Origin of the sequence: Streptomyces sp. NPDC006687 (assembly GCF_040636215.1) — a bacterium.
GTDB lineage: Bacteria > Actinomycetota > Actinomycetes > Streptomycetales > Streptomycetaceae > Streptomyces.
Genome location: NZ_JBEYJJ010000002.1, coordinates 53875 through 79984, shown reverse-complemented (window position 1 = coordinate 79984; position 26110 = coordinate 53875). Strand labels below are relative to the sequence as shown.

Sequence of the window (26110 nt, the reverse complement as noted above, 5' to 3'; positions counted from 1 at the left end):
CACGCATGGCGTCAGGGTACCGCAGGGGCCCGCGCGACCGCTCGGCCGTTCCGTACGACGAGAAGAGGGCCACCCGATCCGGGTGACCCTCTTCACACTGTGGAGCTAAGGAGAATTGAACTCCTGACCTCCTGCATGCCATGCAGGCGCTCTACCAACTGAGCTATAGCCCCTTGTTTCTCTCTGCCGCCGGGCCCCTTCTCGGTTTCCCTTGCCGGTTCCCCCTGGCGACATCGAGAACATTACACGGTGATGCCCGCAGACCAAAAATCGGTTTCCGGGCGCTGGGTTATGTCCGATTTGCCCGTCTCATGCCCGGGCGAACTGGTAGAAGCGCTTGAGCGTGCAGTGCTCGTCGAGGAGCCGGCCGTAGATCGGCTCACCCTCGAGCTCCCGGTACGTCTCGATGGGGTCGCCTTTTATGATCAGCGCCCGCGCGCATTCCTCGCACCAGTACTGGTAGTCGGGATTGACCGGGTCCATGTCCCGGACGATCGGCGTGCCGTTGTCGCACCAGTCGCAGCGCCGCCGGTGTGCACCCATCCGTCAGCGTCTCCCTCCCGCGTCGGACCGTCGTGTCCCCCTCCGGCCGTCCCGATTCTGCCACGCCGGTCCGGACGGGGTCAGCAAGCACCAGGGGAACAAACGCAAGGATCCCGCCCCCTGTTGGGGACGGGATCCTGATTGTGGAGCTAAGGAGAATTGAACTCCTGACCTCCTGCATGCCATGCAGGCGCTCTACCAACTGAGCTATAGCCCCGCTCTCCGCGGCGTTCCCCCCGTTTCCGGTGTTCTTCGCTGCGAACAAGAAGAACTCTAGCCTGTGACCAGCCGGAAAGTGAAATCCGGGTCGGAGCGCCCCGCGGAGGGCTCAGTCGTCGTCGCCGAGCACCGGTTCCGGCAGGGTGCCGGCGTTGTGCTCCAGCAGCCGCCAGCCGCGCGCGCCCTCACCGAGGACGGACCAGCAGCAGTTGGAGAGCCCGCCCAGGCTCTCCCAGTCACGCGCCTCCAGCCGCAGCAGGCGGCCGATGGTCGTCCGGATGGTGCCGCCGTGGCTGACGACGACGAGCGTGCCGCCCGCGGGCAGCCGGTCGGCGTGGCTCAGCACGACGGGGGCCGCCCGGTCGGCGACCTCGGTCTCCAGCTCGCCCCCGCCGCGCCGCACGGGCTCGCCGCGCTTCCACGCCGCGTACTGCTCGCCGTACTTCTCGACGATCTCCTCGTGCGTCAGGCCCTGCCACTCACCGGCGTACGTCTCACGCAGCGCCTCCGTGTGCGCCACCGGCAGGCGCGTGATGGCGGCCAGCTCGGCGGCCGTGGCCGCGGCGCGCTTCAGGTCGGACGCCACGATGGCGTCCGGTCCCATCGAGGCGAGCAGCCGGGCGGCGCGGCGCGCCTGCGCCAGCCCCGTCTCGGTCAGCTCGATGTCCGTGGAGCCCTGGAAGCGGCGCTCCAGGTTCCAGGAGGTCTGGCCGTGACGCCAGAGGACGATCTTCCTGCCGGTGCCGGCGGAGCCCCCGCCGGCCCTCCCCGTGGTGGTGGCCGCGCTCAGAACAGATCACCGTCCAGGTCCTCGTCCCCCTGGGCCTCACGGAGCTTGGCGTGCTCCTCGGCCTTGCCGAGGGTGAGCTTGGCGTCCTCGGGGAGTTCGATCTCGGGGCAGTCCTTCCACAGACGCTCCAGCGCGTAGAACACGCGCTCCTCGCTGTGCTGGACGTGGACGACGATGTCGACGTAGTCGAGCAGGATCCAGCGGGCGTCGCGGTCGCCCTCGCGGCGCACCGGCTTGGCGCCGAGCTCCTTGAGCAGCCGCTCCTCGATCTCGTCCACGATCGACTTGACCTGGCGGTCGTTGGGCGCGGAGGCGAGGAGGAAGGCGTCGGTGATCGACAGCACGTCGCTGACGTCGTAGGCGATGATGTCGTGCGCGAGCCGGTCGGCCGCGGCCTGGGCAGCGGTGGTGATGAGCTCGATGGAGCGGTCCGTGGCGGTCACTGGCCATGCTTTCGGGTTGGCGGGCAGATCCCTACAAGGGTCTCACGTACTCCCGGCACCACCCGGTCAGGACGGCTTGTAGTCCTTTCCGAGGATCACCACCACGTCCGCGTTCACCACGCCCTCGGCCTTCTTCACGGCCGTCTCCGGCAGCCCCAGCGTCTTGGCGACCTCCACCGCGCGGCTCCGCTGGCCGTCGTCCTGGTACGTGATCTGCGTGGTGGCGGCCGCCCGGTCGGCCTTGCCGCCGTCCACGAAGGCGTAGCCGCCGTTGAGCAGCGCCGCCTTGGCCGCGGCCTGCGCCTTCTCGTTCCCGGTGGCGTCCTTGAGGCCCACGCGCGGGCTCGCGCCGGGCTGGGCCGCGGTGACGGTGCCGCCGAGGAGTTCCTTGACCGTCTTCTTCGCGGCCTCGTCGGTGAGGCCCCCGTCGGGCTTCACCGCGAGCACCTCCGTGCGGTACGCGGCGGTCTTGGCGTGCTCGCCGATCCGCGCCAGGAGGCCGCCGAGGTTCTGCGCGTCGAGCCCGGGGTCCAGGATCTGGCCCAGGCTCTCCACGGTCGTGGCCGCCGCCTTCGGGTCGGAGGGGATCTTGCGCAGGACGGCGTACAGGACCCGGCCGGTGCGCTCCAGCTGCTTGGCCTCGGGCTCGCCCTGCGCCCGGTAGGTGGCGTAGGCGACGGCCATCGCGCCGGTCAGGCTCTGCCGGGGGCCCTGGCCGACGGCGGGGGTCTTGGCCTGGTCGTCGGCGGGGACGGCGGCGTCCGTGTCGAGCTCGATGCCTCCGAGCAGTTCCACGAGGCGCTCCAGGAAGGGGGTGTCCAGGCGCCAGGTGCCGCCGATGCGGGTGCCGAGGACGGTGTCGAGGGCCTCGCGGGTGCCGGTGCCGCCGTCCTCGACGGACTTGGCGAGGGTGGTGCCCGTGCCGTCCTCCTTGGCGACGGCGAGGGTGTTGGGAAGCAGGACGGTGGCGCCCTGCTGGGCGGTGACGTTGTCCACGAGGAGGGCGGTGGAGCTGCCGCCCCGCCGGGTGTTGCGCAGGTGGACGACGATCATGTCGCGCTTCTGGGCTCCGGGGCCCGTCGCGGCGGCCTTCTTCTGGCCGGGTCCGTCGAGGAAGGGCAGTTTGCCCGCGTACCAGAGGTAGCCGAGGCCGCCGACGACGAAGAGGGCCAGGGCGACGATCAGGGCGACCACGCGGTTGCGGCCGCGGCGGCGGGCCTCCTCGCGGCGCTCGGTGCGGCTCTCGGTGAAGGCGAGCCAGTCGATGACGTCCTCGGAGTCCTCGTCCGGCTGGTCGATGAAGGCGAACTGCTCGGTGCGGTAGCCGTCGGCGGGGCGGTCCGGGCGGCGCTGGTCCGCCGCGTCCGCGTCCGCCGTGTCCGCCTCCGCCCGGCGCGGTTCCGGGACGGGGGCCGGGGCGGGCGGCTGCGGGGCGGCTTCCGGGCCGGGGGTCTGCTGCGGGATCCACTGCTGGGGCTGGTCGTAGCCCGGGGCGGGGGCCTGGGCGTACCCCGTCGCCTGCTGTTCGTAGCCGTACTGCTGTCCGTAGGGCTGCTGTGCGTACGGCTGCCCGTACGGGGCCGCGTCCCGCTGCTCGTACGCGTACGGGGGCGGGGCGTCCTGGAGGGGCTGCTGCGCGGGCACCTGGCCGTACAGCGGCCTGCCGTACGGGTCGTAGCCGATGAGCTGCTGCTGGGCGGCGTACGGGTCGTACGGGTCCTGTGGGTCGTTCACCGCGGGCCTCTCCTCGTTGCGGAAGCTCAGGTTCCCCGGTACAGCTCCCGCTTGTCGATATAGCGGACCACACCGTCCGGGACGAGGTACCAGACGGGATCGCCCTCGGCGACGCGGGCGCGGCAGTCGGTGGAGGAGATCGCCAGCGCGGGCACCTCGACGAGCGAGACGCCGCCTTCGGGCAGTCCGTCGTCGGTCAGGACATGGCCGGGCCGGGTCACGCCGATGAAGTGGGCGAGGGAGAACAGCTCGTCGGCGTTGCGCCAGGTCAGGATCTGCGCGAGGGCGTCGGCGCCGGTGATGAAGAAGAGGTCGGCGTCCTCGTTGAGCGCGCTGAGGTCGCGCAGGGTGTCGATCGTGTAGGTGGGGCCGCCGCGGTCGATGTCGATGCGGCTCACCGAGAACTGCGGGTTCGAGGCGGTCGCGATGACCGTCATCAGATAGCGGTCCTCGGCGGGCGACACGGCCCGCTGGGACTTCTGCCACGGTTCACCCGTAGGCACGAACACCACCTCGTCGAGGTGGAATAGGGCGGCGACCTCGCTGGCGGCCACCAGGTGTCCGTGGTGGATCGGGTCGAACGTCCCGCCCATGACGCCGAGCCGGCGCTTGACCGGGCCCGTAGGCACTTCCTGCTCTCCCATGAGCGCAGAGCCTACTGGCCCGGTGGCACGCGCGCGGAGGCCCCGTCCGAACGGGTGGTTCAGCGGTCGCGGTTCAGGCGCGTGGTCACCCAGAGCAGCAGCAGCAGGACGAAGAGCGCACCGCCACCGGTGAGGTAGGGGCTCAGGCTCTCGTGGTTGCCGCCGTGCTCGGCGCCCCCCTCCGAAGCGAGGAGGACGAGGTTGTTGGCGGTGGTGGAGAGGCTCATCAGGCAGGTACCTATCGAGTCGGGGAGCGAGCGGAGACTTCCCTCACATCGTATGCGGGGGCCCCGGGCACGCTCACGCCGACTCATGCGTTGGGGAGGATGGAGCCAGTGCAGCACAGGACGGACCAGGGGGAAGCGCCATGACGGACAGCCGATTCGAGAAGACTCCGGCACGCGAGCGCAGGAGGTTCCCGGGCATCTCCTCCCGCGCGTACGAGCATCCGGCGGACCGCTCGGCCCTGGTCGCCCTGCGCAGACTGAGCGGTTTCGACACCGTCTTCAAGGCCCTCAGCGGGCTGCTCCCGGAGCGGAGCCTGCGGCTGCTGTTCCTCTCGGACTCGGTGCGCGTGGGCGAGACGCAGTTCCCCCATCTGTACGAGATGCTCCGCGACGCCTGCTTCATCCTGGACCTGGAGAAGGTCCCCCTGATGTACGTGCAGCAGGATCCGAAGCCGAACGCCATGTGCATCGGGCTGGACGAGCCGATCATCGTGGTGACGACGGCGCTGGTGGAGCTGCTCGACGAGGAGGAGATGCGGGCGGTCGTGGGCCACGAGGTGGGCCACGCGCTGTCCGGGCACTCCGTGTACCGCACGGTGCTGCTGTTCCTGACGAACCTGGCGCTGAAGGTGGCGTGGGTCCCGCTGGGCAATGTGGCGGTCATGGCGATCGTCACCGCGCTGCGGGAGTGGTTCCGCAAGTCGGAACTGTCCGCGGACCGCGCCGGGCTGCTGGTCGGGCAGGACGTGAACGCCTCGATGCGCGGGCTGATGAAGATCGCCGGCGGCAACCACCTGCACGAGATGAACGTCGACGCCTTCCTGGCGCAGGCCGAGGAGTACGAGACGAGCGGTGACCTGCGCGACTCGGTCCTGAAGATCCTCAACATGCTGCCGCGCACCCACCCCTTCACCACGGTGCGGGCCGCCGAGCTGCGGACCTGGTCACGGAGCCGGGACTACCAGCGGCTCATGGACGGCCACTACCCGCGGCGGGAGGAGGACAAGGACACCTCGGTGACCGACTCCTTCCGGCAGTCCGCCTCGCACTACGCGGACTCGGTGCGCACGAGCAGGGATCCGCTGATGAAGCTGGTCGGGGACATAGCCGGCGGCGCGAACGATCTCGGCGGGAAGCTGCGCGACCGGTTCACGGGCGCGGGCGGCAGCGGTCCGGCCGCCCCGGCGGGCGGCGCCGACGGCGAGGGCGCTACCGGCCGGGGCTGACGGAGGCCGGCGGGGGCGGGCCGGAGGAGGGCTGGGCTGCGGAGGGCTGCGCTGCGGAAGGCTGGGCTGCCGGATCAGCCGAGGGGTCCATGACCCCGCAGAGTCCGGCCGTGCGCCGGGGGTGGCCGCTGGCGTACGGGTCGCTCACCGGCGGGCCGACGGTGGTGGGACCGGCCCCGGCCAGGAGCGGGCGGAAGCCGGCTGCGGGGTCCGCAGCGCAGTCCTGCGGTCCGGCCATCACGTAGGAGGAGGCCAGCTCGGCGCGCCGGGTGGTGAGGTCGTCGTGGTCGAAGCGCAGTCGCAGCTCACGGCGGACGGTGAAGAGGGAGGCCCCGTCGGGCCCGGCGGGCGGGCCGGCGGCTCCCCGTACGGCGTACACGAAGGTGTGGTCGGTGGTGACGACCAGTACCTCCGGGCTGACCTCCTCGTAGGAGAGGCTGCCGCTGACCCGGACGCGGGTGTCGGCCAGGGCCGCGGTCTGCGGGTCGAAGCGGACCAGCCAGCCGGTGGCGGCGTGCCGTCCGTCGCCGGAGGGCGAGGACATGCTCTCGTCGAACTGGGCCAGCTGCCCCGGGTCCAGCAGCATCCGTACCGGCCGGGAGGCGGTGCCGGAGAGCACGTCGGGGTCGAGTGAGGACTGCACCAGGTAGTCCTTGGCGATGGACAGCGCGGCGAGGACCTGGCTCTCGGTGAAGTGGTGGGTGCGGCTCACGGCGGGCAGGGTGATGCCGGCGGCCCCGGTCCGGTAGTCGGCGGCGGGGCTGTGCGCGTAGAGGTCGGCCGGTGTGCCGCCGGGCACGGCGGCGGACGGCGTCAGGGGGACGACGGTGCTGCTGAGCGGCTCGGCGTAGCCGCCGGCCGGGGCCACGTACGGGTTGCGCAGGCCCAGGTAGACGGCGGCGGCGAAGGCCGTCGCGACGAGCAGGACCAGCAGCATGCCCTGGCGGGCGCCACGGCCGGGGGTGCCGGTGCCGCGGCGCGGGGGGCCGCCGCCGGACCAGATGGAGCGGCTGCGGACGGCGCGGGCGTGCTCGCCCATGCGTTCCTGGGCGGAGAACTCCTGGAGGCGGGCAGCACGGACGAAGTCCTCGTCGAACACCACCGACCGGTACTCGTCCGGGTGCAGCTCGTCGTCACCCCCGCCGAATCCCTCGGGGGTGCCGTTGGGCGGATCTCCTGGTACGGCCATCGCTTCTCCCGCTGTCCCCGCTTCAGAGAAGCCCCCAGCTCCGGAACGGGCGAGTGGGGTCGTACCTTCAGGGTTGGCGGCCGACGGGGTACGTAAACGCGCCGACGCCGGCGACTTCCCCGAGCGGGGTACTGGCGGGCGCGGGTGCGGGGTCGGCTTCGCCGGCGGCGCTGCGGTAGACGGCGCTGAAGGCCAGCGCGACCATCCCGAAGCCCATCACGACGGCGAGTACCCAGGCGACCGGTCTCAGCCAGCCGGCCCGGCCCCGGTAGGGGCGCAGGCTGCCGCCGTAGGCCCCGTACGGGCCCTCGGCGCAGCCGTAGGCGCCGGCTTCCCAGGCGGGGTCGTCGTAGGGGTACCCGTCGAGGTGGCCGTAGTCGTCCTCGCCCGCCCAGCCGCCCGCGACGCGGGCCGCCTCGGCCTCCGCGCGGGCCAGGTCGGCGGCGCGCTGGCGCTCGGCCGCGCTCGGTTCATGGATCTCGGCGTTCCGGACGAAGTCCTCGTCGAACACCACGGAGGCGAAGTCCTGATCCGCGCCTCCGCGGTCGTCGTCGGGCTCCCCGTCGTCCGGGAACCGCTTGCCCCCCACGTCGTCCGGCACGGCAACAGCGTAGACCTGGGGGGCCGCTTTGGGCAGGGTGAAAGCCGGAATCCGGCCACACCGGGTGGGGCGGGCGGTTACCGGATGTGACCGTCGCCGGTGACGATGTACTTGGTGGAGGTGAGCTCGGGCAGCCCCATCGGTCCCCGGGCGTGCAGCTTCTGGGTGGAGATGCCGATCTCGGCGCCGAAGCCGAACTGGCCACCGTCGGTGAACCGGGTGGAGGCGTTCACGGCGACGGTGGTCGAGTCGACCAGCTGGGTGAAGCGGCGGGCGGCGGCCTGCGAGGTGGTGACGATCGCCTCGGTGTGCCCGGAGGTCCAGCGGCGGATGTGGGCGACGGCTTCGTCGAGGGAGTCCACGACGGCGGCGGCGATGTCGTACGACAGGTACTCGGCGGCCCAGTCCTCGTCGGTGGCGGGCAGGGCGGTGACCTTGCTGTCCTCGGCCGCGGCCAGGACCCGGGCGTCGCCGTGGACGGTCACGCCGGCCTCGGCGAGGGCGTCGAGGGCGCGCGGCAGGAAGGCGTCGGCGATGTCCCGGTGGACGAGGAGGGTCTCGGCGGCGTTGCAGACTGAGGGCCGCTGGGCCTTGGAGTTGACGAGGATGTCCACGGCCATGCCGAGGTCGGCCTGGGCGTCGACGTAGACGTGGCAGTTTCCGGTACCGGTCTCGATGACCGGGACGGTGGACTCCTCGACGACGGTCTTGATGAGGGAGGCTCCGCCGCGCGGGATGAGCACGTCCACGAGGCCGCGGGCGCGCATCAGCTCGCGGACGGAGTCGCGGGACTCGCCGGGGACGAGCTGGATCGCGTCCGCGGGCAGGCCGGCGCTCACGATCGCGTCGCGGAGGATGGCGACGAGGGCGCTGTTGGAGGCGTAGGCGGAGGAGCTGCCGCGCAGGAGGACGGCGTTGCCGGACTTCAGGCACAGCGCGGCGGCGTCGACGGTGACGTTGGGGCGGGCCTCGTAGATGATGCCGACGACGCCGAGGGGGACGCGGATCTGGCGGAGGTCGATGCCGTTGGGGAGGGTGGAGCCGCGGACGACCTCGCCGACGGGGTCGGGGAGGGCGGCGACGTCGCGCACGTCGGAGGCGATGGCGGCGACCCGCTCCGGGGTGAGGGTGAGCCGGTCGATGACGGTCTCGCTGGTGCCGGCGGCGCGGGCCTTGTCGATGTCGCGGGCGTTGGCGGCGACGATCTCGTCGGTACGGGCCGTCAGCGCGTCCGCGATGGCCAGGAGGGCCGTGTCCTTGGCGGACCGCGGGAGGGGGGCGATGGCCGCGGCGGCCGTGCGGGCCGCTGCCGCGGTGGTTCGGACGGGAGAGGTCGCGGTGGCGTCATCGAGCGAGGTCATGCCGCCCAGGGTAGTCCCCGGACCCCGGGCCCCTCACGGGAGTTCCACCCCGCGAGACGGCCCCGGGGCCGGGGTCTGGTGCCGCTGCGCGGAGCCGTCTCCCCGCCCCGCCCTTCACCCGTTCTCTGGGGGCTCCGCCCCAGACCCCGCGCCTCAGACGCCGGCGGGCCGCAAATGGCCCGCGCGGCGTTTGGGCGCATCCGGCGCGCAGCGGCCCCGCACCCGCGGACGGCGACCGCACCACAGCCCCCGCCCCGGCTGGCGCCCCCGCCCGACCACCGGCGGACGGAGTCCGTCGCAGCGCCGCGAAGCCGGGGAGGCCGCTCGCGGCCGAGCCGCGCGAGGGGCGCGTCAGTAGGGGAGGCCGCTCGCGGCCGAGCCGCGCGAGGGGCGCGTCAGTAGGGGTGCACGCCCACCGGGTGGGCCGGGGGTGGGCCGTAGCCCTCGGCCACGCGCTGGTGGTACGTCGTGCGGTCGATGACCTCCAGCCCGACGATCTCCCATGGCGGCAGCTGCGCCGTCGAGCGGTGTTCGCCCCAGAGGCGGAGGGCGACGGCCGCCGCGTCGTGGAGGTCCCGGGCCTCCTCCCAGTAGCGGATCTCCGCGTGGTCGTCGGCGTACCGGCTGGTCAGCAGGAAGGGGTGGTCGTGCGCGAGCTGCTCCAGCCCGCGCCGCACCTCCGGCAACGGCGTCGGCTCGCCCGAGACGCTCAGCGTCACGTGCCAGAGGCGGGACACCGGGCCCGGTTCCTCACCGCCGGCGCCGTCCCCGGTGCCGACGCTGGTCAGCGCTCGTCTCACCAGCCGCCTCCTGTCTGCGCTACGCGTCGTGTCCGCCCTTCACAGTTGACCAGTCCCCGGCCCGCCGCGCGGTGCTTTTCCCGAACCTCAGCCCTGCAGCAGGACCAGATCGTCCCGGTGCACGACCTCCCGCTCGTACGCAGGTCCGAGCTCCCGCGCAAGGTCGCGGGTGGAGCGGCCGAGGAGCTGTGGGAGCTCCTTGGCGTCGAAGTTGACCAGGCCCCGGGCCACCGCGACCCCCTCGGCGGAGCGCAGCTCGACGGGGTCGCCGGCGACGAAGTCCCCCTCGATGGCGGCGATCCCCGCGGGGAGCAGGGAGCTGCCGCGCTGGGTGACGGCGCGGACGGCGCCGTCGTCGAGGACGAGGTGGCCCTGCGGGGTGGAGGCGTGCTGGAGCCACAGCAGCCGGTCGGCGGAGCGGCGGCCGGTGGGGTGGAAGAGGGTGCCGGTCTCGCGGCCGGCCAGGGCGTCGGCGGCCCGGCTGGCGGAGGTGAGGACGACGGGGACGCCCGCGGCCGCCGCGATCCGCGCGGCCTCGACCTTGGTGACCATGCCGCCGGTGCCGACGCCCGCCTTGCCGGCGCTGCCGATGGAGACGTGGGCGATGTCCTCGGGCCCGCGCACCTCCTCGATCCGGGTGGTGCCGGGCAGCGAGGGGTCCCCGTCGTACAGCCCGTCGACATCGGAGAGGAGGACGAGGAGGTCGGCGCGGACCAGGTGGGCCACCAGGGCGGCCAGCCGGTCGTTGTCGCCGAAGCGGATCTCGTCGGTGGCGACGGTGTCGTTCTCGTTGACGACGGGCAGCGCGCCCATGGCCAGCAGCTGGTCCAGGGTGTTGAACGCGTTGCGGTAGTGCGCGCGCCGGCTGGTGTCGTCGGTGGTGAGCAGCACCTGGCCGACCCGGACGCCGTAGCGGGCGAAGGAGGCGGTGTAGCGGGCGACGAGGAGGCCCTGCCCGACGCTGGCGGCGGCCTGCTGGCGGGCCAGGTCCTTGGGGCGGCGGGCCAGGCCGAGGGGGGAGAGCCCGGCGGCGATGGCGCCGGAGGAGACCAGGACGATCTCCTTCTCCCCGCCGCTGCGGGCCTTGGCCAGGACGTCGACCAGCGCGTCCACGCGGTCGGCGTCCAGTCCGCCCGCCGCGGTGGTGAGGGAGGAGGAGCCGACCTTGACCACGATCCTGCGGGCGTCCACGACACCCTGCCTAGCCGCTGACGCTGCCGCTGACACGTCTTTTTTCCCCTCGCACCGCACGAAACCGACCAACCAACTGGCTCAATCTACGGGGTCACCTGCCGAGCCCGCCCGCCGGTTTCAGCCTCTGGACGCGGAGCCCGCCGAGGCCGGCTCCGGTTCGGCGGCCGAGGCCGTGCCCGCCCCGCGGGTGAGGATCTTGCGCGAGAGCAGGAAGGTGAACGGGATGGCCACCACGGCCGCGGCCAGCGGGGCGATCTTGGTGTCCATGCCGGCCCAGGTCACCAGGGCGTAGAGCCCGGCGGACTGGATGACGTAGTTGGTGACGTTCGTCAGCGGGAAGAGCAGGAACTTCTTCCAGGTGGGGCGGGTGCGGTAGGTGAAGTAGGTGTTCATGAAGAACGAGCCGACCATCGACAGCACGAAGGCCAGGGTGTACGCGGCGAAGTACGGCATCCACGGGTGCAGCAGCAGGTAGATGACGAAGAAGGTCCCGGTGTTCACCCCGCCCACCAGGGCGAAGCGGAAAACCTGGCCCAGCTGATCACGGCGGGAGGGGCGGGAGGAGCCGGAGTCGGTGTTCATCGGCTGCTGCGCTCCGCGACGACCGGTTCCGAGGGCGCGGGGGCCACGGGCGCGCCGTGGGCCTCCTTGACCAGGAAGTGCGGGCGGCGCTTGGTCTCGTAGTAGATACGGCCGATGTACTCGCCGATCAGCCCCAGCATGATCATCTGCATACCGCCGATACCGGCGATCATCGCGATGATCGTGACGTAGCCGGGGGCGTCGATGCCGTTGGTGATCGCCATCACAGTGATCGACAGCGCGTACAGGCCGGTCAGCGCGACGAGCGAGACCCCGAGCCAGATGCCGATGCGCAGCGGCCGGTTGTTGAAGGAGATCAGCCCGTCCATGCCGTAGTTCAGCAGGGAGGCGAACTTCCACTTGGTCTCGCCGGCCTCGCGCTGGGCGTTCTCGTAGTCGAAGTGAACGGTGTCGAAGCCGATCCAGGAGAAGAGGCCCTTGGAGAAGCGGTTGTACTCGGGAAGAGCGAGCAGGGCGTCCACGGCGGGCCGGGACAGCAGACGGAAGTCGCCGACGCCGTCGGTGAGCTCGACGTCGACCCAGCGGTTGACACCGCGGTAGTAGAGGCGGCTGAGGGCCGAGCGGAGCTTCTTGTCCCCTTCGCGGGTGCGCCGGGCGATCACCTGGTCGTGGCCCTGGCCGTAGTACTCCAGCATGGTGGCGATGAGCTCCGGCGGGTGCTGGAGGTCCGCGTCCATGATCACCACGGCGTCGCCGGTGGCCTCGCGCAGGCCGGCGAGCATGCCCGCCTCCTTGCCGAAGTTCCGGCTGAAGGAGACGTAGCGGGTCCGGTCCCCGTGCTCGGCGGCGATCTTCCGCAGCTTGCCGAGGGTCCCGTCACGGCTGCCGTCGTCGACGTAGCAGACCTCGTAGGAGACGGGCAGGGCGTCCAGTACCTTGCGGATCTCCTCGTCGAAGCGGTCGATGACGGCTTCTTCGTTGTAACAGGGGACAACTACCGACAGCTTGGTCATGGGCACTTCCTGCTGGGGTCCGAACGGGTGATTGTCGGCGACCGGACCCGCGACTCACCTCTTCCTTAGAAGTATGCACGGCGCAGGTCGCACTGCCGGAGTCGCGTGCCGCACACGGTAGCTTTGACGGGATAAGCGGAATGGAACGAAGGGATCGAGGTGCACGTGCCTGACGTCTCCGTGGTCGTCATCGTCTACAACGACGCAGAGCGTCTGCCGACAGCCGTCCGGTCGGTTTTGGACCAGACCCTGCGCGGGGTCGAAGTCGTGATCGTGGACGACTGCAGCAAGGACCGGTCCTACGAGGTCGCCCAGGAGCTCGAAGCAGCGCATCCGGGGCGGGTCCGCGCCTTCCGGCTGCCCGAGAACAGCGGCGGCTGCGGCGCGCCGCGCAACCACGGCATCAAGCAGGCCACCGGCACCTACGTCATGTTCCTGGACAGCGACGACGTCCTGGAGCGCAACGCCTGCCGCAACATGCTCGCCGCCGCCGAGCGCACCGGCTCCGACCTGGTCTCGGGCATGTGCGTACGCGTGCACCTGGACAACCGCTGGGGCAAGACCACGGAGTGGTACCCGTGGATCTACACGCGCACCCGCACCCTGGAGTCGATCACCGAGTACCCGGACCTGCTGGTCTACGACACCCTCTCCACCAACAAGTGCTACCGGCGCTCGTTCCTGCTGGAGCAGGGCCTGGAGTTCCCGGTCGGCATCCACTACGAGGACCTGCTGTTCTCGGCCCAGGCGTACGTGGCGGCCCGGCGGATCACGCTGATCCCCAACCACGTCTACTTCTGGAACGTGGTCGAGAAGGCCGCCGCCAAGTCGATCAGCAACCGGCGCCACGAGATCGCGAACTTCGTCCACCGGATGGAGATCCACCGCCGGGTCGACGAGCTGCTCGCCGCCAAGGGCCACACCGCGATCAGGACCGCCAAGGACGCCAAGTTCCTCAAGCACGACCTGGTGCTGCACCTGCGTGACCTCCCGCTGCTGGGGGACGCCTACCGCCAGGAGTTCGCGCGGCTCGCCAACGGCTACCTGGCCGGCATCGACCCGGCCGCGTACGAGAACGTCACCTCCCTCCAGGCCATCTGCGCCTACCTGCTCGGCAAGGAGGACTGGAAGAACCTCCTCGCCGCCGCCGACGCGATGACCAACAAGGGCCGGCTGTCCTCCCCGCTGGCCGAGCGCGACGGGCGGATCTACTGGTGCGGCGAGCACCTCGACGGCCCGGACGGCGAGGAGGCCCGCCGCATACTGGACGTCACCGCGCAGGGCTTCCACACCGCGCCGCTCCCCTCGCTGGCCCTGGGCAACCGCCTGACCTCGTACGAGGACGACGGGCGCGGCACCGTCACCCTCTCCGGCGCCGTCGTCAACCCCCTGGGCCGGATCCGGGAGGACGCCGAGCTGTCGGCCTCGCTGGAGTTCCGGGCACGGCGCCAGATCGGCGTGCGCTCCTTCAGCTTCCCCGTGGCAACCGTGCGGCACGCCGGTGACACGATCGAGTGGAGCACCACCGCCGACGTCGGCGGCACCGTGCGCCCCCTCGGCATCATCGACGCCGTCTGGGACGTGCGCCTGAAGCTGACGGCCGGCAAGGACCGGATGACCACCCGCGTCTCGGTCGGCGGGGTGGACCTGGAGTCCGCGGCCCGGCTGCGCGTGCGCCCGCGCCTGACCCGGCTGGTCTCCGACCGCTTCGAGCCGGAGATGACCAAGAAGGGCAACCTCTCCTACGTCCTGACCGCCGAGGGCCCCGCCGCCGTCCGCACCCAGTCGCTGATCAGCAGCGCGATGCACGGCAAGGCCGCCGGCGTGGTCAAGCGCGGCCTGCGCCGGGCCCTGAAGGCCCGCCGCAACATCGGCTCGGGCGAGCAGAAGGTGAAGGTCTACCACGAGGTCTTCTCGAAGCTGCCCGTCAAGAAGGGCACGGTGGTCTTCGAGAGCCACATGGGCAAGCAGTACAGCGACAGCCCCAAGGCCATCTACGAGGAGCTGGTCCGCCAGAACGCCCCCTTCGAGGCGATCTGGTCCTACGCGGGCGCCAAGCCCACCGGCTTCCCCAAGGAGGCCACCCTGGTCAAGCGCTGGAGCTGGCCGTACCTGCGCGCGCTGGCCCAGGCCGAGTTCTGGGTGGACAACCAGGGCTTCCCGCTGGCGCTGGCCAAGCGCCCGGGGACCACGTACATCCAGACCTGGCACGGTTCCGCCCTCAAGCGGATGGGCTTCCACGAGCCCCGCACCAAGGCGCAGGGCAAGCCCGCACAGGACCGGTTCCAGGCGGCCGTCAACCGCTTCGACCACTTCCTGGTCCGCTCCGAGCACGACGTCCGCACCCTCGCCAAGGGCTTCAGGCTCCGCGACGAGGTGCTGCTGCGCACCGGCTACCCGCGCAACGACGCCCTGGTCGAGGCGCACGCGGCCGAGGTGGACGGCGGGGTGGGGGCACCTCCCGGCGGTAGCCGGGGGAGGGTGCGCGGCCCGCTCGCCGCCGAGCTGGGCATCGACCCGGACAAGCGGGTGCTGCTGTACGCGCCGACCTTCCGGGCCACCGCGGACGGTGCCGTGGAGGGGTTCTCGTTCCCCTTCGACGTGGAGGAGTTCGCCGACCGGTTCGGTGACCGGGTCACGCTGCTCGTGCGCACGCACTACCTCAACAGCGTCAGTCTGCCGCCGTCGGTCGCGGGCCGGGTGATCGACGTCTCCCGCCACCACGACATCACCCCGCTGCTGGCGCTCGCCGACGGGCTGATCACCGACTACTCGTCCGTGATGTTCGACTACGCGGTGCTGGACCGGCCGATGATCTTCTTCGCGTACGACTACGAGAAGTACGCGACGGACATCCGCGGCACCTACTTCGACCTGCTGGACAAGGCGCCCGGGCCGGTGGTGGCCACGGCGGACGAGCTGATGCAGGCCGTCGCCGCCTTCGACGAGGCCGACACCAAGTACGCCGACGCCCGCCGGCGCTTCCTCGCCGAGTTCGGCGAGTACGACCGCGGGGACGCCGCCCGCCAGATCGTCGAGAAGTTCTTCACCAGGAGCGCCAAGTGAGCCGGGACATCTTCATCGTCTCCAACAGCGTGGACGAGCTCGGCGGTGTGACCACCTGGTCCCACCAGATGGCCCGGCTCTTCACCGACCGCGGCCACCGCGTGCACGTCGTCGGCATCGCCCCGGTCGCCGAGGAGATCCGGCAGACGCTGCCCGCCGGCCTCCCGTACGAGATGACCACCCTGTACGAGACCCACCCGCCCAAGGCCCGCCGGCTGCACGGGGTCAAGGGCCGCCTCAACGCCCCCGAACGGCGCCGCCAGGCGGCCCGCCGGGCGGGGATGCGGGCCGCGGCGGAGCAACTGAGCGGACTGTTCCGGGCGGCCGGCCCGGGCGCCGTGGTGATCGTCACCCAGGTGTGGGCGATGGAGTGGGTGGCCCTCGCCGACACCAAGGGGCTCTCCGTCATCGGGATGAGCCACGAGTCCTACGAGGCCAGCCAGAAGTCCACCCGCGGCAACCGGATCCGCCGCTGGTACCCCGAGGTCGACCGGCTGCTCGTCCTCACCCCGGAGGACGCCGACCTGTGGATCCGCTCCGGCATGGAGAACGTCGACAGCATGCCGAACCCGCTGCCGTTCATGCCGGACTCCCCCGCCCCGCGCACCGCGAAGGTCGTCGCCAGCGTCGGCCGCCTCGCCTTCGAGAAGGGCATGGACCTGCTGCTCGACGCCTGGGCGGACGCGGTCCCGCGCCACCCCGACTGGACGCTGCGGATCTACGGGGCGGGCGTCGAGGAGGCCGCCCTGAGGGCGCACTGCACCTCGCTGGGGCTGGACGACTCCGTGGAGTGGCGGGGCAGCACCGACGACGTCCTGGGCGCGCTGAACGAAGCCTCCGTCTTCGCCCAGGCGTCCCGGGCCGAGGGCTTCCCGATCACCCTGCTGGAGGCGATGGCGGCGGGCCTCCCGGTGGTCGCCTTCGACTGCGCGCCGGGCGTCCGGGAGATCGTCCGGCACGGCGAGGACGGGCTGCTGGCCCGCCTCGGCAACACCATGGAGCTGGCCGGGCACCTCGACACCCTGATGTCGGACTCCGCCGCCCGCGACCGGCTCGGCGACGAGGCGTTCCGCAGCGTGCGCCGCTACTCCAGCGACGAGATCACCGACCGGTGGGAGCAGCTGTTCGCCTTCCTGGAACGCTGACCGCGCCGCCCCGCACGAAGCCGCCCGCCCCGGACCTGGTCCGGGGCGGGCGGCTTCGTGTACGGAGGGCGTCAGACGGTGCGGACGTCCTGCCCGTGGTGCTGCGGGGCGCGGTTGGCCACCCAGCCCTCCCACGCCGAGCTGATCATCGCGCGGACGTCGTGGCGGGCCTTCCAGCCCAGCTCCGCGGCGATCCGGTCGGCGGAGGCCACGACCTTCGCCGGGTCGCCGGGCCGGCGCGGGGTGACCACGGGCGCGTAGTCGTGCCCGGTGCCCTCGTTCAGCAGCTCGACCATCTCCTTGACGGAGACGCCCTCACCCCGCCCGATGTTGACGGTGAGGTCCTTGTACTCCCCCGCCGCGCCCCACTCCGCGAGCCGGCGCGCGGCCACCACATGGGCGTCCGCCAGGTCCTCGACGTGGATGTAGTCGCGGATGCAGGTGCCGTCCGGGGTCGGGTAGTCGTCGCCGAAGATCCGGGCGCCCTCGCCCGCGTCGTAGCGCTCGAAGACCATCGGGACCAGGTTGAAGACCCCGGTGTCCGCGAGCTCGGGGGCGGCCGCGCCCGCCACGTTGAAGTAGCGCAGGCAGGCGGTGGAGATGCCGTGGGCCCGGCCCGCGGCCCTGACCAGCCACTCGCCGGCCAGCTTGGTCTCCCCGTACGGGCTCAGCGGCTTGCAGGGGGTCTCCTCGGTGACCGAGTCCACATCGGGCATGCCGTAGACGGAGGCGGAGGAGGAGAAGAGGAAGTTGCGGATGCCAGCCGCGGCCACCGCCCCGAGCAGGACCTGAAGGCCCTCCACGTTCTCGTGGTAGTAGTACAGCGGCTTCTCGACGGACTCGCCGACCTGCTTCTTGCCCGCCAGGTGCACCACACCGGTGATCCCGTGCGCGGCGATGGCCTGGTCCAGGGCGAGCCGGTCCAGCACCGAGGCGGTCACCAGCGGCACGCCCTCCGGTACGCGGTCCGCCCGGCCGGTGGAGAGGTCGTCGAAGACCACGACCTTCTGCCCCGCGAGCAGCATCGCGCGGACGACGTGGGCGCCGATGTATCCGGCGCCACCGGTGATCAGAAACGTCATGGCTATTCTCCCGAGCTCTGGCGTGACCTGCGCGTGCGGGCGCGGTCGAGGCGGTTGCGTACGAAGGTCAGCGCGCCCCCGGCACCGGGGGCGAGGCGCAGCGCGAGCGCGCCGGAGGCCGTGCGGTAGGGCTGCGCCAGCAGAACACCGTACCGGCTGCTGGGCAGGGCCCGGCGGCGCAGCAGTCCCCCGAGGGGGCGCAGCGAGGTGACGGGGCCGCTCCCGTCGGCGTAGCCCACGGCCGCCCGGACGTCCCACGCCTGCATCCCGCGCAGCCCCCGGCGGCGGCCCTCGGCGGCCAGCGCGGCGAGCCGGAACGGGACCTCGGCACTCCAGCCGTCCCCGTCGGCGGCGGGCCGCAGCTCCGCCGGGCGCACCAGGACGGGATCGCCGCCGGTGCGGGGCAGGAAGCTCAGCTGGACGCTCTGCGGGCGGGCCTGCGCGAGCCGCCCGTACAGCTCCCGCACCCGGACCTGGACGGCCCCGCGCCCGGCGGGCCGCGCGTCGACGGTCAGCGGCAGATCGGCGGCGGGCAGGGCGTCGAGCCCGTCCAGCGGGACCGGGAGCTCCTCGCTCCACACCGGCTCCCCGTCGCCGCCGGTGGCGTACGGGGGCAGCAGCCGGGCCGGCTCGGCGGCCAGGCCGGTCATCAGCCGCTCCACATCGGCGGGCGGGGCGGACGAGGCCAGCAGCACGCGGGCGGTCCAGCGGGCGCGGGCGGGGGCCGCGTCGAGGTCGGCGGGGTCGAAGCCGGACAGGTAGTCGCGGGTCAGGGTCCACCAGGCGGCCCGGTAGCCGGGGTCCTGGCCGAGCTCGCGCAGGTACATGCGCAGGTCGTAGTCGAGGAACTTCACCTGGCAGGCGTGCCCCAGCTCCGGGGAGGCGGCGGCGAGGGTGCGGGAGGCGGTGCGGTGGGCCTCGACGCGGGAGGCCCAGTTGCCGATGTCCTTGCGGTCCAGGGAGATGGACACCTGGGCGGCGCGGCGGCGTACGTGCCACACGTAGACGAGGTCGCCGACGACGGCGATGCGGGGGGCGGCGGCCAGGACGCGGGAGGTGAAGACGAAGTCCTCATAGACGAACCGGCCGTCGGGGAAGCGGATCTGGTGCTTCTCCAGGAAGGAGCGGTCGTACAGCTTGTTGACGCAGAGGGTGTCGCGGACCAGCTCGGGCCGGTCGGCGGGCCGCTCGACCACCTCGCCCGGCGTGTACAGCCCGGGCATCCACGGCACGTCGCGGCCCTCGGGCAGCTCGCGCCGCACGCACGCGCCGACGGTGACGGGGGCGCGGTGCTCCTCGGCGGCGCGCACCAGGGCCGTGGCGGCGCCGGGCGGCAGGACGTCGTCGCTGTCGAGGAAGAGGACGTACGGGGAGGTCGCGGCGGCGATCCCGTCGTTGCGGGGGGTGCCGCAGCCGCCGCTGTTCTCGGTGCGGTGGATGACCTTCAGCCGCGGGTGGGCGGCGGCCAGCTCGTCCAGGACCCGGGCGGTCGCGTCCGAGGAGGCGTCGTCGACGGCGATGACCTCGGCGACCACCGGGCCCTGGGCGAGGGCCGAGGAGACGGCCTCGCCCACGAGCCCGGCGTCGTTGTACGCGATCACGACCACGGAGACCGAGGGGGTGTCGCTGCTGGAATTGCTGCTGCTCACCCGCAGGATCCTAGGCGAACGGCGTAAGGGCGGCCTCAAGGCCGTCCTTACGCCGGTACGGACAGGCTGGATCAGAAGGGACGGAACTCGTCGTACTCCTGCTGGGCGGCGTCGCCGCGCTTGGCGTCCTTCTCCTTGCGGCGCTGCGTGGCCGGACGCGGGGCCTCCAGGCGGTGGTCCTCACCGCGGCGGCCCAGCATCTCGGCGCCGGCCATCATGGTGGGCTCCCAGTCGAAGACGACCGCGTTCTCCTCGGAGCCGATGGCGACGCCGTCGCCCGCCTTGGCACCGGCCTTCCGCAGGGCCTCCTCGACACCGAGGCGGTTGAGGCGGTCGGCGAGGTAGCCCACGGCCTCGTCGTTGTTGAAGTCGGTCTGGCGCACCCAGCGCTCCGGCTTCTCGCCGCGCACCCGGTACACCTCCTCCACCTCGTCGTAGGTGACGGTGAAGCCCGCGTCGTCCACGGCCTTCGGGCGGATGACGATACGGGTGGCCTCCTGCTTGGGCGTACGGGCACGCGCCTTGGCCACGACCTCGGCGAGGAAGTAGGACAGCTCCTTCAGGCCCGTGCGGGCGACCGCGGAGACCTCGAAGACCTTGTAGCCGCGCGCCTCCAGGTCCGGGCGGACCATCTCGGCGAGTTCCTGGCCGTCGGGGATGTCGACCTTGTTCAGCACGACCAGGCGCGGGCGCTTCTCCAGGCCGCCGCCGTAGAGCTTGAGCTCCTCCTCGATGAGGTCGAGGTCGCCGACCGGGTCGCGGTCGGACTCCAGGGTGGCGGTGTCCAGGACGTGCACGAGGACCGAGCAGCGCTCGACGTGGCGCAGGAACTCCAGGCCCAGGCCCTTGCCCTGGCTGGCGCCGGGGATCAGGCCGGGAACGTCGGCGATGGTGTAGACGGTCGAGCCGGCGGTGACCACGCCCAGGTTCGGGACGAGGGTGGTGAAGGGGTAGTCCGCGATCTTCGGCTTGGCGGCGGAGAGCACCGAGATCAGCGAGGACTTGCCGGCGCTCGGGAAGCCGACCAGCGCCACGTCGGCGACGGTCTTGAGCTCCAGGACGATGTCGCCGGTGGTGCCGGGGACGCCGAGGAGGGCGAAGCCGGGCGCCTTGCGGCGGGCGGAGGACAGCGCGGCGTTGCCGAGGCCGCCGCGGCCGCCCTCGGCGGCCACGTAGGTGGTGCCCTGGCCGACGAGGTCGGCGAGGACGTTGCCCTCCTTGTCGAGGACGACGGTGCCGTCCGGCACGGGCAGGATCAGGTCCTGGCCGTCCTTGCCGGAGCGGTTGCCGCCCTCGCCGGGCTTGCCGTTGGTGGCCTTGCGGTGGGGGCTGTGGTGGTAGTCCAGCAGGGTGGTGATGGCCTGCTCCACCACCAGGATGACGTCACCGCCACGGCCGCCGTTGCCGCCGTCGGGTCCGCCGAGCGGCTTGAACTTCTCCCGGTGAACGGAGGCGCAGCCGTGGCCCCCGTTACCCGCGGCGACGTGCAGCTCGACGCGGTCCACGAAGGTGGTCATGGGTGTTCCTCCAGATACATACGGGAATGTCCCGGGCAGGCCCTGCTGCCCATTAAACGTGTCTATGTGACAACGCGCCGAGGGCGGACCTCTCTTCCCGGCGCCTGCCGGGAAGAGATGAGATCCGCCCTCGGGGTGTTACGAACGCTTGTGACTCAGCAGGAGCTGGATCAGGCGGCCGGAACGATGTTGACGACCTTGCGGCCACGGTGCGTGCCGAACTGAACGGCACCGGCCTGCAGCGCGAACAGCGTGTCGTCGCCACCGCGACCGACACCCGCACCCGGGTGGAAGTGGGTGCCGCGCTGGCGGACGAGGATCTCGCCGGCGGAGACGACCTGACCGCCGAAGCGCTTCACGCCGAGCCGCTGAGCGTTGGAATCGCGCCCGTTCCGGGTGGACGATGCGCCCTTCTTGTGTGCCATGTCTCAGTCCCTCTTACTTCGCAGCCGTGGGGATACCGGTGACCTTGATCGCCGTGTACTGCTGACGGTGACCCTGGCGACGGCGGTAGCCGGTCTTGTTCTTGTACCGCAGGATGTCGATCTTGGCGCCCTTGTGGTGGTCCACGACCTCGGCCTGGACCTTGATGCCGGCCAGCACCCACGGGTCGCTGGTCACAGCGTCGCCGTCGACAACGAGCAGGGTCGAGAGCTCGACCGTGTCGCCAACCTTGGCAGTGGAAATCTTGTCAACCTCAACGATGTCGCCGACAGCAACCTTGTGCTGGCGACCACCGCTGCGCACGATGGCGTACACGCGGATCTCTCTCTCACTCGGGGCGGAAACTCCTGAAGCCAGCCGCTCACGCGGGCCGGGGCCCGCGGTGATCCGGAATTGGACGAGCGGCCTCTCCCGGGGGCCATCCGCTGACGCGGAGGGTGCGGGAGGAAGGTGCTCAGGAGCGCGGCGCGCTGGACGTAAACGTCCAGGACACGCCGACGGTCTAGGTTACGGGGCCGGTCGAGGAGGGTCAAACCGGGCCCCGCGCGCCCGTGGGGCCCCGCCGTCCGGCGGGGCCCCACGGGCAGGGGCCGATCAGTCCTCGGCCGGGGCGGAGACCGACGGCGGGGTCTGCTGCTCCGCCGCCGCGGTCTTCTTCGTCGTCCGCTTGGCGGCGGTCTTCTTGACCGTCGTCGTCTTCTTCGCGGCCGTCTTCTTGGTGGCCGCCGCCTTCTTGGCCGGGGCCTTCTTCGCCGTGGCCGCCTTCTTGGCCGGAGCCTTGCGGGCGGTCTTCTTCGCCGGCGCCGGGGCCTCGGCCTCCGCCTCGGTCTCCGCCTCCGGCGCCGCCTGCGCGACGGGCTCGGCGGCGGTCTCGGCCGCGGGGGCCTCGACGACCACGATCGCGGCCTCCACCGCACCGGCCGGTGCGGTGGCCCTGCGGACGGCGCGACGGCGCGGACGCGCCGGGGCGGCCTCCACGACGGGCTCCGGCTCGGTCACGGGCTCCTCGACGACCGGGACGACCGCTTCCGGCTCCTGCTCCGGCTCGGGCGCCACGACGGGCTCGGCGACGGCCTCCACGACCGGCTCCGGCTCCGCCTCGGTCACGGCCTCCGCGACCGGCTCCACGGCCGCGGCGGTGGCCTTGCGGGTCGCCCGGCGACGGGTACGGCCCTTCGGCGCGGCCTCCTCGGCGACGGGCGCGGCCTCGACCGGAGCGGCCTCGACCGTCTCCGCGGCCTCCATGGCCTCGGCGACGACCTCGGCGGCCGGCTCCAGCACCGTGTCGACGGGCTCGGTGACCGGCTCCTCCTCGACGACCGGGGTCACCGGCGCCGGGGCGGCCTGCCGCTCACCACCGCGCGGGGCGCCCGCCGGAGCGGTCGCCTTACGGGTGGCACGGCGGCGGTTGCGACGCCCGCTGATGCCCGCCGCGGCCTCGGCCTCGGCCGGGCTGCTGTACAGCTCCTCGCCGGGGACGAACGCCGGCTCGGGCAGCGCGCGCGGCGCGGCGGCCTCGGCGGCCACCTCCGCCTCGGTCTCGTCCTCGAACTCCTCGGAGCCGGCCGTCCCGGCCGTCTCCAGCTCGTGCTCGTGCTCGTGCTCCAGGGCGCGGCCGCCCCGGCGCTTGGCCCGCTTGCCGTTGCCGCCGCCGCCGACCGAGGCCGGGGTCTCCATGTGGACGATGACGCCGCGGCCGTTGCAGTGGACGCAGGTCTCGGAGAAGGACTCCAGCAGGCCCTGGCCCACCCGCTTGCGGGTCATCTGGACCAGGCCCAGCGAGGTGACCTCGGCCACCTGGTGCTTGGTGCGGTCGCGGCCCAGGCACTCCAGCATCCGCCGCAGCACCAGGTCGCGGTTGGACTCCAGGACCATGTCGATGAAGTCGATGACGACGATGCCGCCCAGGTCGCGCAGCCGCAGCTGGCGCACGATCTCCTCGGCCGCCTCCAGGTTGTTCCTGGTGACGGTCTCTTCGAGGTTGCCGCCCTGACCGGTGAACTTGCCGGTGTTGACGTCGATGACGATCATCGCCTCGGTCTTGTCGATCACGAGGGAACCGCCCGAGGGCAGCCACACCTTGCGGTCGAGCGCCTTGGCGAGCTGCTCGTCGATCCGGTACGTCGCGAAGACGTCCACCTCGGAGGTCCAGCGGGACAGCCGGTCGACCAGGTCCGGGGCCACGTGGGACACGTAGCCGTGGATGGTCTCCCACGCCTGGTCACCGCTGATGATGACCTTGGAGAAGTCCTCGTTGAAGATGTCGCGCACGACCCGGACGGTCATGTCCGGCTCGCCGTACAGCAGGCTCGGCGAGGAGGTCGTGATCTGCTTCGACTTCTTCTGGATGTCCTCCCACTGCTGCTGCAGACGCTCGACGTCGCGGCGCAGCTCGTCCTCGCTCGCGCCCTCGGCGGCGGTGCGCACGATGACGCCCGCGTCCTCGGGGACGATCTTCTTGAGGATGGTCTTCAGACGCGCGCGCTCGGTGTCGGGCAGCTTGCGGCTGATACCGGTCATCGAGCCCTCGGGCACGTAGACCAGGTAGCGGCCGGGCAGCGAGACCTGGCTGGTCAGGCGGGCGCCCTTGTGGCCGATCGGGTCCTTGGTGACCTGCACCAGGACCGACTGGCCGGACTTGAGGGCGGACTCGATGCGGCGCGGCCCGTTGGCCAGGCCCAGCGTCTCGAAGTTGACCTCGCCGGCGTACAGGACGGCGTTGCGGCCCTTGCCGATGTCGATGAAGGCGGCCTCCATCGACGGCAGCACGTTCTGGACCTTGCCCAGGTAGACGTTGCCGACGTACGAGGTGGCCTCTTCCTTGTTGACGTAGTGCTCGACGAGCACGTTGTCCTCGAGGACGCCGATCTGGGTGCGCTCGCCGGCCTGGCGGACGACCATCACGCGCTCGACGGCCTCACGGCGGGCCAGGAACTCGGCCTCGGTGATGATCGGGACGCGGCGGCGGCCCTGCTCACGGCCCTCGCGGCGGCGCTGCTTCTTCGCCTCCAGGCGGGTCGAGCCCTTGATGGACTGGACCTCGTCGGACGGCTCGGCCTTCTCGCGCGCCGGGCGCGGCTCGCGGACCTTGACGACGGTACGGACACCGTCCTCCTCGCCCGCCTCGACCTCGGCGGCGTCACCGCTGCGGCGACGGCGGCGGCGGCGACGGCGGCTGGAGGAGGAGCCGAGGGCCCCCTCCTCTTCCTCGTCCTCTTCGTGCTCGGCGTCCTCGTCGGCGGCTCCGGCCTCGGCCTCGGCCTCCTCGTCGGTGCCCTCGTCGAGGTCGGCGGCCTCACCACGGCGACGACGGCGGCCACCACGGCGACGGCGGCGCGAGGGGCGCTCGCCCGACTCGTCGGCCTCTTCCTCGTCCAGCTCGGCGGCCTCGGCCTCCGGCTCCTCCTCGGCGTACTCGGCCTCGGCGGGGGCCACGGGCTCGGGGGCGCCGCGACGGCGACGGCGACGGCCGCCCGGCTGGGCGGCGACGGGCGCCTGGACCTCGGCGACGGCCTCGGTCTCCTCCTCCTCGGCCTCCTCCTCGGCGGAGGCGGCAGCGGCCGCGGCGGCCAGGGCGGCGGTCTCCGGGGTCTGGAACATCGGCTCGGCGAAGACCGGAGCCTGGAAGACCGGGACGGCGGGACGCGCGGCGCGGCGGCCGGCGCGGCCCGTCGGGGCGGGCGCCTCCGTCTCGGCGGCGGCCTCGGGCTGCGCCGGCGCGGCGGCCGGGGCGGTGGCCCGGGTGGCGCGGCGACGGCCGCGCTTGGGGGCGTCGACGGCGTCGGCGACGGTCACGGCGCGGGCGGCGGCCTTGGGGGCCTCCTCGGCGGGCTCCTGCGCCACGGCCGGAGCGGCCTCGGCGGCGGCCGGAGCGGCGACGGAACGGGTGGCACGGCGGCGGGTCCGCGGAGCGGGGGCGGAAGCGGCCTCCTCCTCGACGGCGGCAGGAGCCGGGCTCTCCACGACCAGCTCGACCGGCTCGGCGGCAGGCGGGGCGGCCACGGCACGCACCGCACGGCGACGGGCACGCGGAGCCGGAGCGGCGGGAGCCTCCTCGGCCACGGCGGGCGCGGCGGTCTCGGCGGGGGCCTCGGCCTCGTCCTCGGCGGCGTCGGCGGCCGGAGCAGCCGGGGCGGCCACGGCGCGGGTGGCACGGCGGCGGGTCCGCGGGGCGGGAGCGGCCGGAGCCTCCTGCGCGACGGACTCCGCCACGGGCTCCTCGACGGCCGCAGCGGCGGTCTCGGCGGCGGGCGCCTCGGCGGCCGGAGCGGCGACCGAACGGGTGGCACGGCGGCGGGTCCGCGGAGCGGGAGCGGCCGGAGCCTCCTCCTCGACGGCGGCAGGAGCCGGGCTCTCCACGACCAGCTCGACCGGCTCGGCGGCAGGCGGGGCGGCCACGGCACGCACCGCACGGCGACGGGCACGCGGAGCCGGAGCGGCCGGGGCCTCCTCGGCCACAGCGGCAGCGGGAGCCGGAGCGGGGGTCTCGGCGGCGGTCTCGGCGGCCGCGCTCTCGGCGACGGCGCCGCCGGGCGGGCCGGCCGGGCGGGACGCGGCGCGGCGGCGCCTGCGCGGGGGCAGGTTGTCGCTCGGGCTGCTGCCGTTACCGGCGGTGGGGGTGGTGTCGTTCTCGTTGTTGAGCATGCGGGGTTCTCCCGTCACGCTCCCGGGCGCCGCGGC

General features: G+C 72.6%; 22 protein-coding genes and 2 tRNA genes. 3 read left to right on the top strand and 21 right to left on the bottom strand.

What is annotated here, in order from left to right; all coding sequences use genetic code 11:
* Positions 1-100: 100 nt before the first annotated feature.
* The 8 genes from ABZ716_RS02705 to ABZ716_RS02670 all read right to left on the bottom strand — a co-directional run bounded on the left by ABZ716_RS02705 (position 101) and on the right by ABZ716_RS02670 (position 4600).
* A tRNA-Ala gene (locus ABZ716_RS02705) sits at positions 101-173 on the bottom strand.
* A 136-nt stretch (positions 174-309) separates the two neighbouring features.
* Positions 310-543, bottom strand: a complete 234-nt coding sequence (locus ABZ716_RS02700; protein ID WP_030229679.1) for a hypothetical protein — start codon at positions 541-543, stop codon at positions 310-312.
* 144 nt (positions 544-687) lie between these two features.
* Positions 688-760 (bottom strand) — tRNA-Ala (locus ABZ716_RS02695).
* Positions 761-871: 111 nt separating this feature from the next.
* Positions 872-1552, bottom strand: a complete 681-nt coding sequence (locus ABZ716_RS02690) for a histidine phosphatase family protein (protein ID WP_351885049.1) — start codon at positions 1550-1552, stop codon at positions 872-874.
* Positions 1549-1995: a ribosome silencing factor gene (gene rsfS / locus ABZ716_RS02685; protein ID WP_351884929.1), complete on the bottom strand. Its 447-nt coding sequence runs from the start codon at positions 1993-1995 to the stop codon at positions 1549-1551. The genes ABZ716_RS02690 and rsfS overlap by 4 nt, the downstream gene beginning before the upstream one ends.
* A gap of 66 nt (positions 1996-2061) precedes the next feature.
* Positions 2062-3729, bottom strand: a complete 1668-nt coding sequence (locus ABZ716_RS02680) for a LytR C-terminal domain-containing protein (RefSeq protein WP_358955990.1) — start codon at positions 3727-3729, stop codon at positions 2062-2064.
* Between the two features lie 26 nt (positions 3730-3755).
* Complete coding sequence (nadD, locus tag ABZ716_RS02675; protein WP_351884923.1) at positions 3756-4373, bottom strand: nicotinate-nucleotide adenylyltransferase; 618 nt, start codon at positions 4371-4373, stop codon at positions 3756-3758.
* Positions 4374-4432: 59 nt separating this feature from the next.
* On the bottom strand, positions 4433-4600 hold the full coding sequence (locus ABZ716_RS02670; RefSeq protein WP_351884920.1) for a hypothetical protein: 168 nt from the start codon (positions 4598-4600) through the stop codon (positions 4433-4435).
* Positions 4601-4740: 140 nt separating this feature from the next.
* Here ABZ716_RS02670 and ABZ716_RS02665 point away from each other — a divergent pair, with 140 nt between their 5' ends.
* Positions 4741-5826: a M48 family metallopeptidase gene (locus ABZ716_RS02665; RefSeq protein ID WP_358955987.1), complete on the top strand. Its 1086-nt coding sequence runs from the start codon at positions 4741-4743 to the stop codon at positions 5824-5826.
* On the opposite strand, the gene ABZ716_RS02660 is transcribed toward ABZ716_RS02665, so the two are convergent.
* The 7 genes from ABZ716_RS02660 to ABZ716_RS02630 form a co-directional block, all read right to left on the bottom strand.
* A complete protein-coding gene (locus ABZ716_RS02660) occupies positions 5810-7015 on the bottom strand; it encodes a hypothetical protein (protein WP_358955984.1) in 1206 nt (401 codons plus the stop codon). The genes ABZ716_RS02665 and ABZ716_RS02660 overlap by 17 nt on opposite strands.
* A 67-nt stretch (positions 7016-7082) precedes the next feature.
* Positions 7083-7616, bottom strand: a complete 534-nt coding sequence (locus ABZ716_RS02655) for a hypothetical protein (RefSeq protein WP_358955981.1) — start codon at positions 7614-7616, stop codon at positions 7083-7085.
* A 77-nt stretch (positions 7617-7693) separates the two neighbouring features.
* The gene (locus ABZ716_RS02650) at positions 7694-8977 is read right to left on the bottom strand and encodes a glutamate-5-semialdehyde dehydrogenase (protein ID WP_358955978.1); all 1284 of its coding nucleotides are present in this window, start codon (positions 8975-8977) and stop codon (positions 7694-7696) included.
* 395 nt (positions 8978-9372) lie between these two features.
* Positions 9373-9780: a hypothetical protein gene (locus ABZ716_RS02645; RefSeq protein WP_358810217.1), complete on the bottom strand. Its 408-nt coding sequence runs from the start codon at positions 9778-9780 to the stop codon at positions 9373-9375.
* Positions 9781-9864: 84 nt separating this feature from the next.
* Complete coding sequence (proB, locus tag ABZ716_RS02640; protein WP_358809978.1) at positions 9865-10968, bottom strand: glutamate 5-kinase; 1104 nt, start codon at positions 10966-10968, stop codon at positions 9865-9867.
* A 120-nt stretch (positions 10969-11088) separates the two neighbouring features.
* Positions 11089-11553 carry a GtrA family protein gene (locus ABZ716_RS02635; RefSeq protein WP_358955975.1) on the bottom strand — a complete coding sequence of 155 codons (465 nt, stop codon included), beginning with the start codon at positions 11551-11553 and terminating at the stop codon, positions 11089-11091.
* Positions 11550-12527: a glycosyltransferase family 2 protein gene (locus ABZ716_RS02630; protein ID WP_358955972.1), complete on the bottom strand. Its 978-nt coding sequence runs from the start codon at positions 12525-12527 to the stop codon at positions 11550-11552. The genes ABZ716_RS02635 and ABZ716_RS02630 overlap by 4 nt, the downstream gene beginning before the upstream one ends.
* A 159-nt stretch (positions 12528-12686) precedes the next feature.
* On the opposite strand from ABZ716_RS02630, the gene ABZ716_RS02625 reads away from it, so the two are divergent.
* Positions 12687-15593, top strand: coding sequence for a bifunctional glycosyltransferase family 2 protein/CDP-glycerol:glycerophosphate glycerophosphotransferase (locus ABZ716_RS02625; RefSeq protein ID WP_358955969.1), 2907 nt, complete (start codon positions 12687-12689; stop codon positions 15591-15593).
* Positions 15590-16738 carry a glycosyltransferase gene (locus tag ABZ716_RS02620; protein ID WP_358955966.1) on the top strand — a complete coding sequence of 383 codons (1149 nt, stop codon included), beginning with the start codon at positions 15590-15592 and terminating at the stop codon, positions 16736-16738. The genes ABZ716_RS02625 and ABZ716_RS02620 overlap by 4 nt, the downstream gene beginning before the upstream one ends.
* Positions 16739-16809: 71 nt before the next feature.
* Here ABZ716_RS02620 and galE read toward each other — a convergent pair whose 3' ends face one another.
* The 6 genes from galE to ABZ716_RS02590 all read right to left on the bottom strand — a co-directional run bounded on the left by galE (position 16810) and on the right by ABZ716_RS02590 (position 26074).
* The gene (gene galE / locus ABZ716_RS02615) at positions 16810-17820 is read right to left on the bottom strand and encodes a UDP-glucose 4-epimerase GalE (protein ID WP_358809983.1); all 1011 of its coding nucleotides are present in this window, start codon (positions 17818-17820) and stop codon (positions 16810-16812) included.
* A 2-nt stretch (positions 17821-17822) separates the two neighbouring features.
* Complete coding sequence (locus ABZ716_RS02610; protein ID WP_358955963.1) at positions 17823-19469, bottom strand: glycosyltransferase family 2 protein; 1647 nt, start codon at positions 19467-19469, stop codon at positions 17823-17825.
* A gap of 71 nt (positions 19470-19540) precedes the next feature.
* The gene (gene obgE / locus ABZ716_RS02605; RefSeq protein ID WP_351884885.1) at positions 19541-20986 is read right to left on the bottom strand and encodes a GTPase ObgE; all 1446 of its coding nucleotides are present in this window, start codon (positions 20984-20986) and stop codon (positions 19541-19543) included.
* 170 nt (positions 20987-21156) lie between these two features.
* Positions 21157-21411 (bottom strand): 50S ribosomal protein L27, encoded by a 255-nt coding sequence (rpmA, locus tag ABZ716_RS02600; RefSeq protein WP_008738950.1) that lies wholly within the window; start codon positions 21409-21411, stop codon positions 21157-21159.
* 13 nt (positions 21412-21424) lie between these two features.
* A complete protein-coding gene (rplU, locus tag ABZ716_RS02595; protein WP_045947825.1) occupies positions 21425-21745 on the bottom strand; it encodes a 50S ribosomal protein L21 in 321 nt (106 codons plus the stop codon).
* Positions 21746-22024: 279 nt separating this feature from the next.
* Positions 22025-26074, bottom strand: coding sequence for an Rne/Rng family ribonuclease (locus ABZ716_RS02590; protein ID WP_358955960.1), 4050 nt, complete (start codon positions 26072-26074; stop codon positions 22025-22027).
* Between the last annotated feature and the right edge of the window lie 36 nt (positions 26075-26110).

Bases quoted from the DNA above. Each gene is read 5' to 3' on its own strand.
- ABZ716_RS02700 (WP_030229679.1), bottom strand. From the start codon at position 543: ATGGGTGCACACCGGCGGCGCTGCGACTGGTGCGACAACGGCACGCCG.
- nadD (WP_351884923.1), bottom strand. From the start codon at position 4,373: ATGGGAGAGCAGGAAGTGCCTACGGGCCCGGTCAAGCGCCGGCTCGGC.
- ABZ716_RS02670 (WP_351884920.1), bottom strand. From the start codon at position 4,600: ATGAGCCTCTCCACCACCGCCAACAACCTCGTCCTCCTCGCTTCGGAG.
- ABZ716_RS02665 (WP_358955987.1), top strand. From the start codon at position 4,741: ATGACGGACAGCCGATTCGAGAAGACTCCGGCACGCGAGCGCAGGAGG.
- ABZ716_RS02660 (WP_358955984.1), bottom strand. From the start codon at position 7,015: ATGGCCGTACCAGGAGATCCGCCCAACGGCACCCCCGAGGGATTCGGC.
- ABZ716_RS02650 (WP_358955978.1), bottom strand. From the start codon at position 8,977: ATGACCTCGCTCGATGACGCCACCGCGACCTCTCCCGTCCGAACCACC.
- ABZ716_RS02635 (WP_358955975.1), bottom strand. From the start codon at position 11,553: ATGAACACCGACTCCGGCTCCTCCCGCCCCTCCCGCCGTGATCAGCTG.
- ABZ716_RS02630 (WP_358955972.1), bottom strand. From the start codon at position 12,527: ATGACCAAGCTGTCGGTAGTTGTCCCCTGTTACAACGAAGAAGCCGTC.
- galE (WP_358809983.1), bottom strand. From the start codon at position 17,820: ATGACGTTTCTGATCACCGGTGGCGCCGGATACATCGGCGCCCACGTC.
- obgE (WP_351884885.1), bottom strand. From the start codon at position 20,986: ATGACCACCTTCGTGGACCGCGTCGAGCTGCACGTCGCCGCGGGTAAC.
- rpmA (WP_008738950.1), bottom strand. From the start codon at position 21,411: ATGGCACACAAGAAGGGCGCATCGTCCACCCGGAACGGGCGCGATTCC.
- ABZ716_RS02590 (WP_358955960.1), bottom strand. From the start codon at position 26,074: ATGCTCAACAACGAGAACGACACCACCCCCACCGCCGGTAACGGCAGC.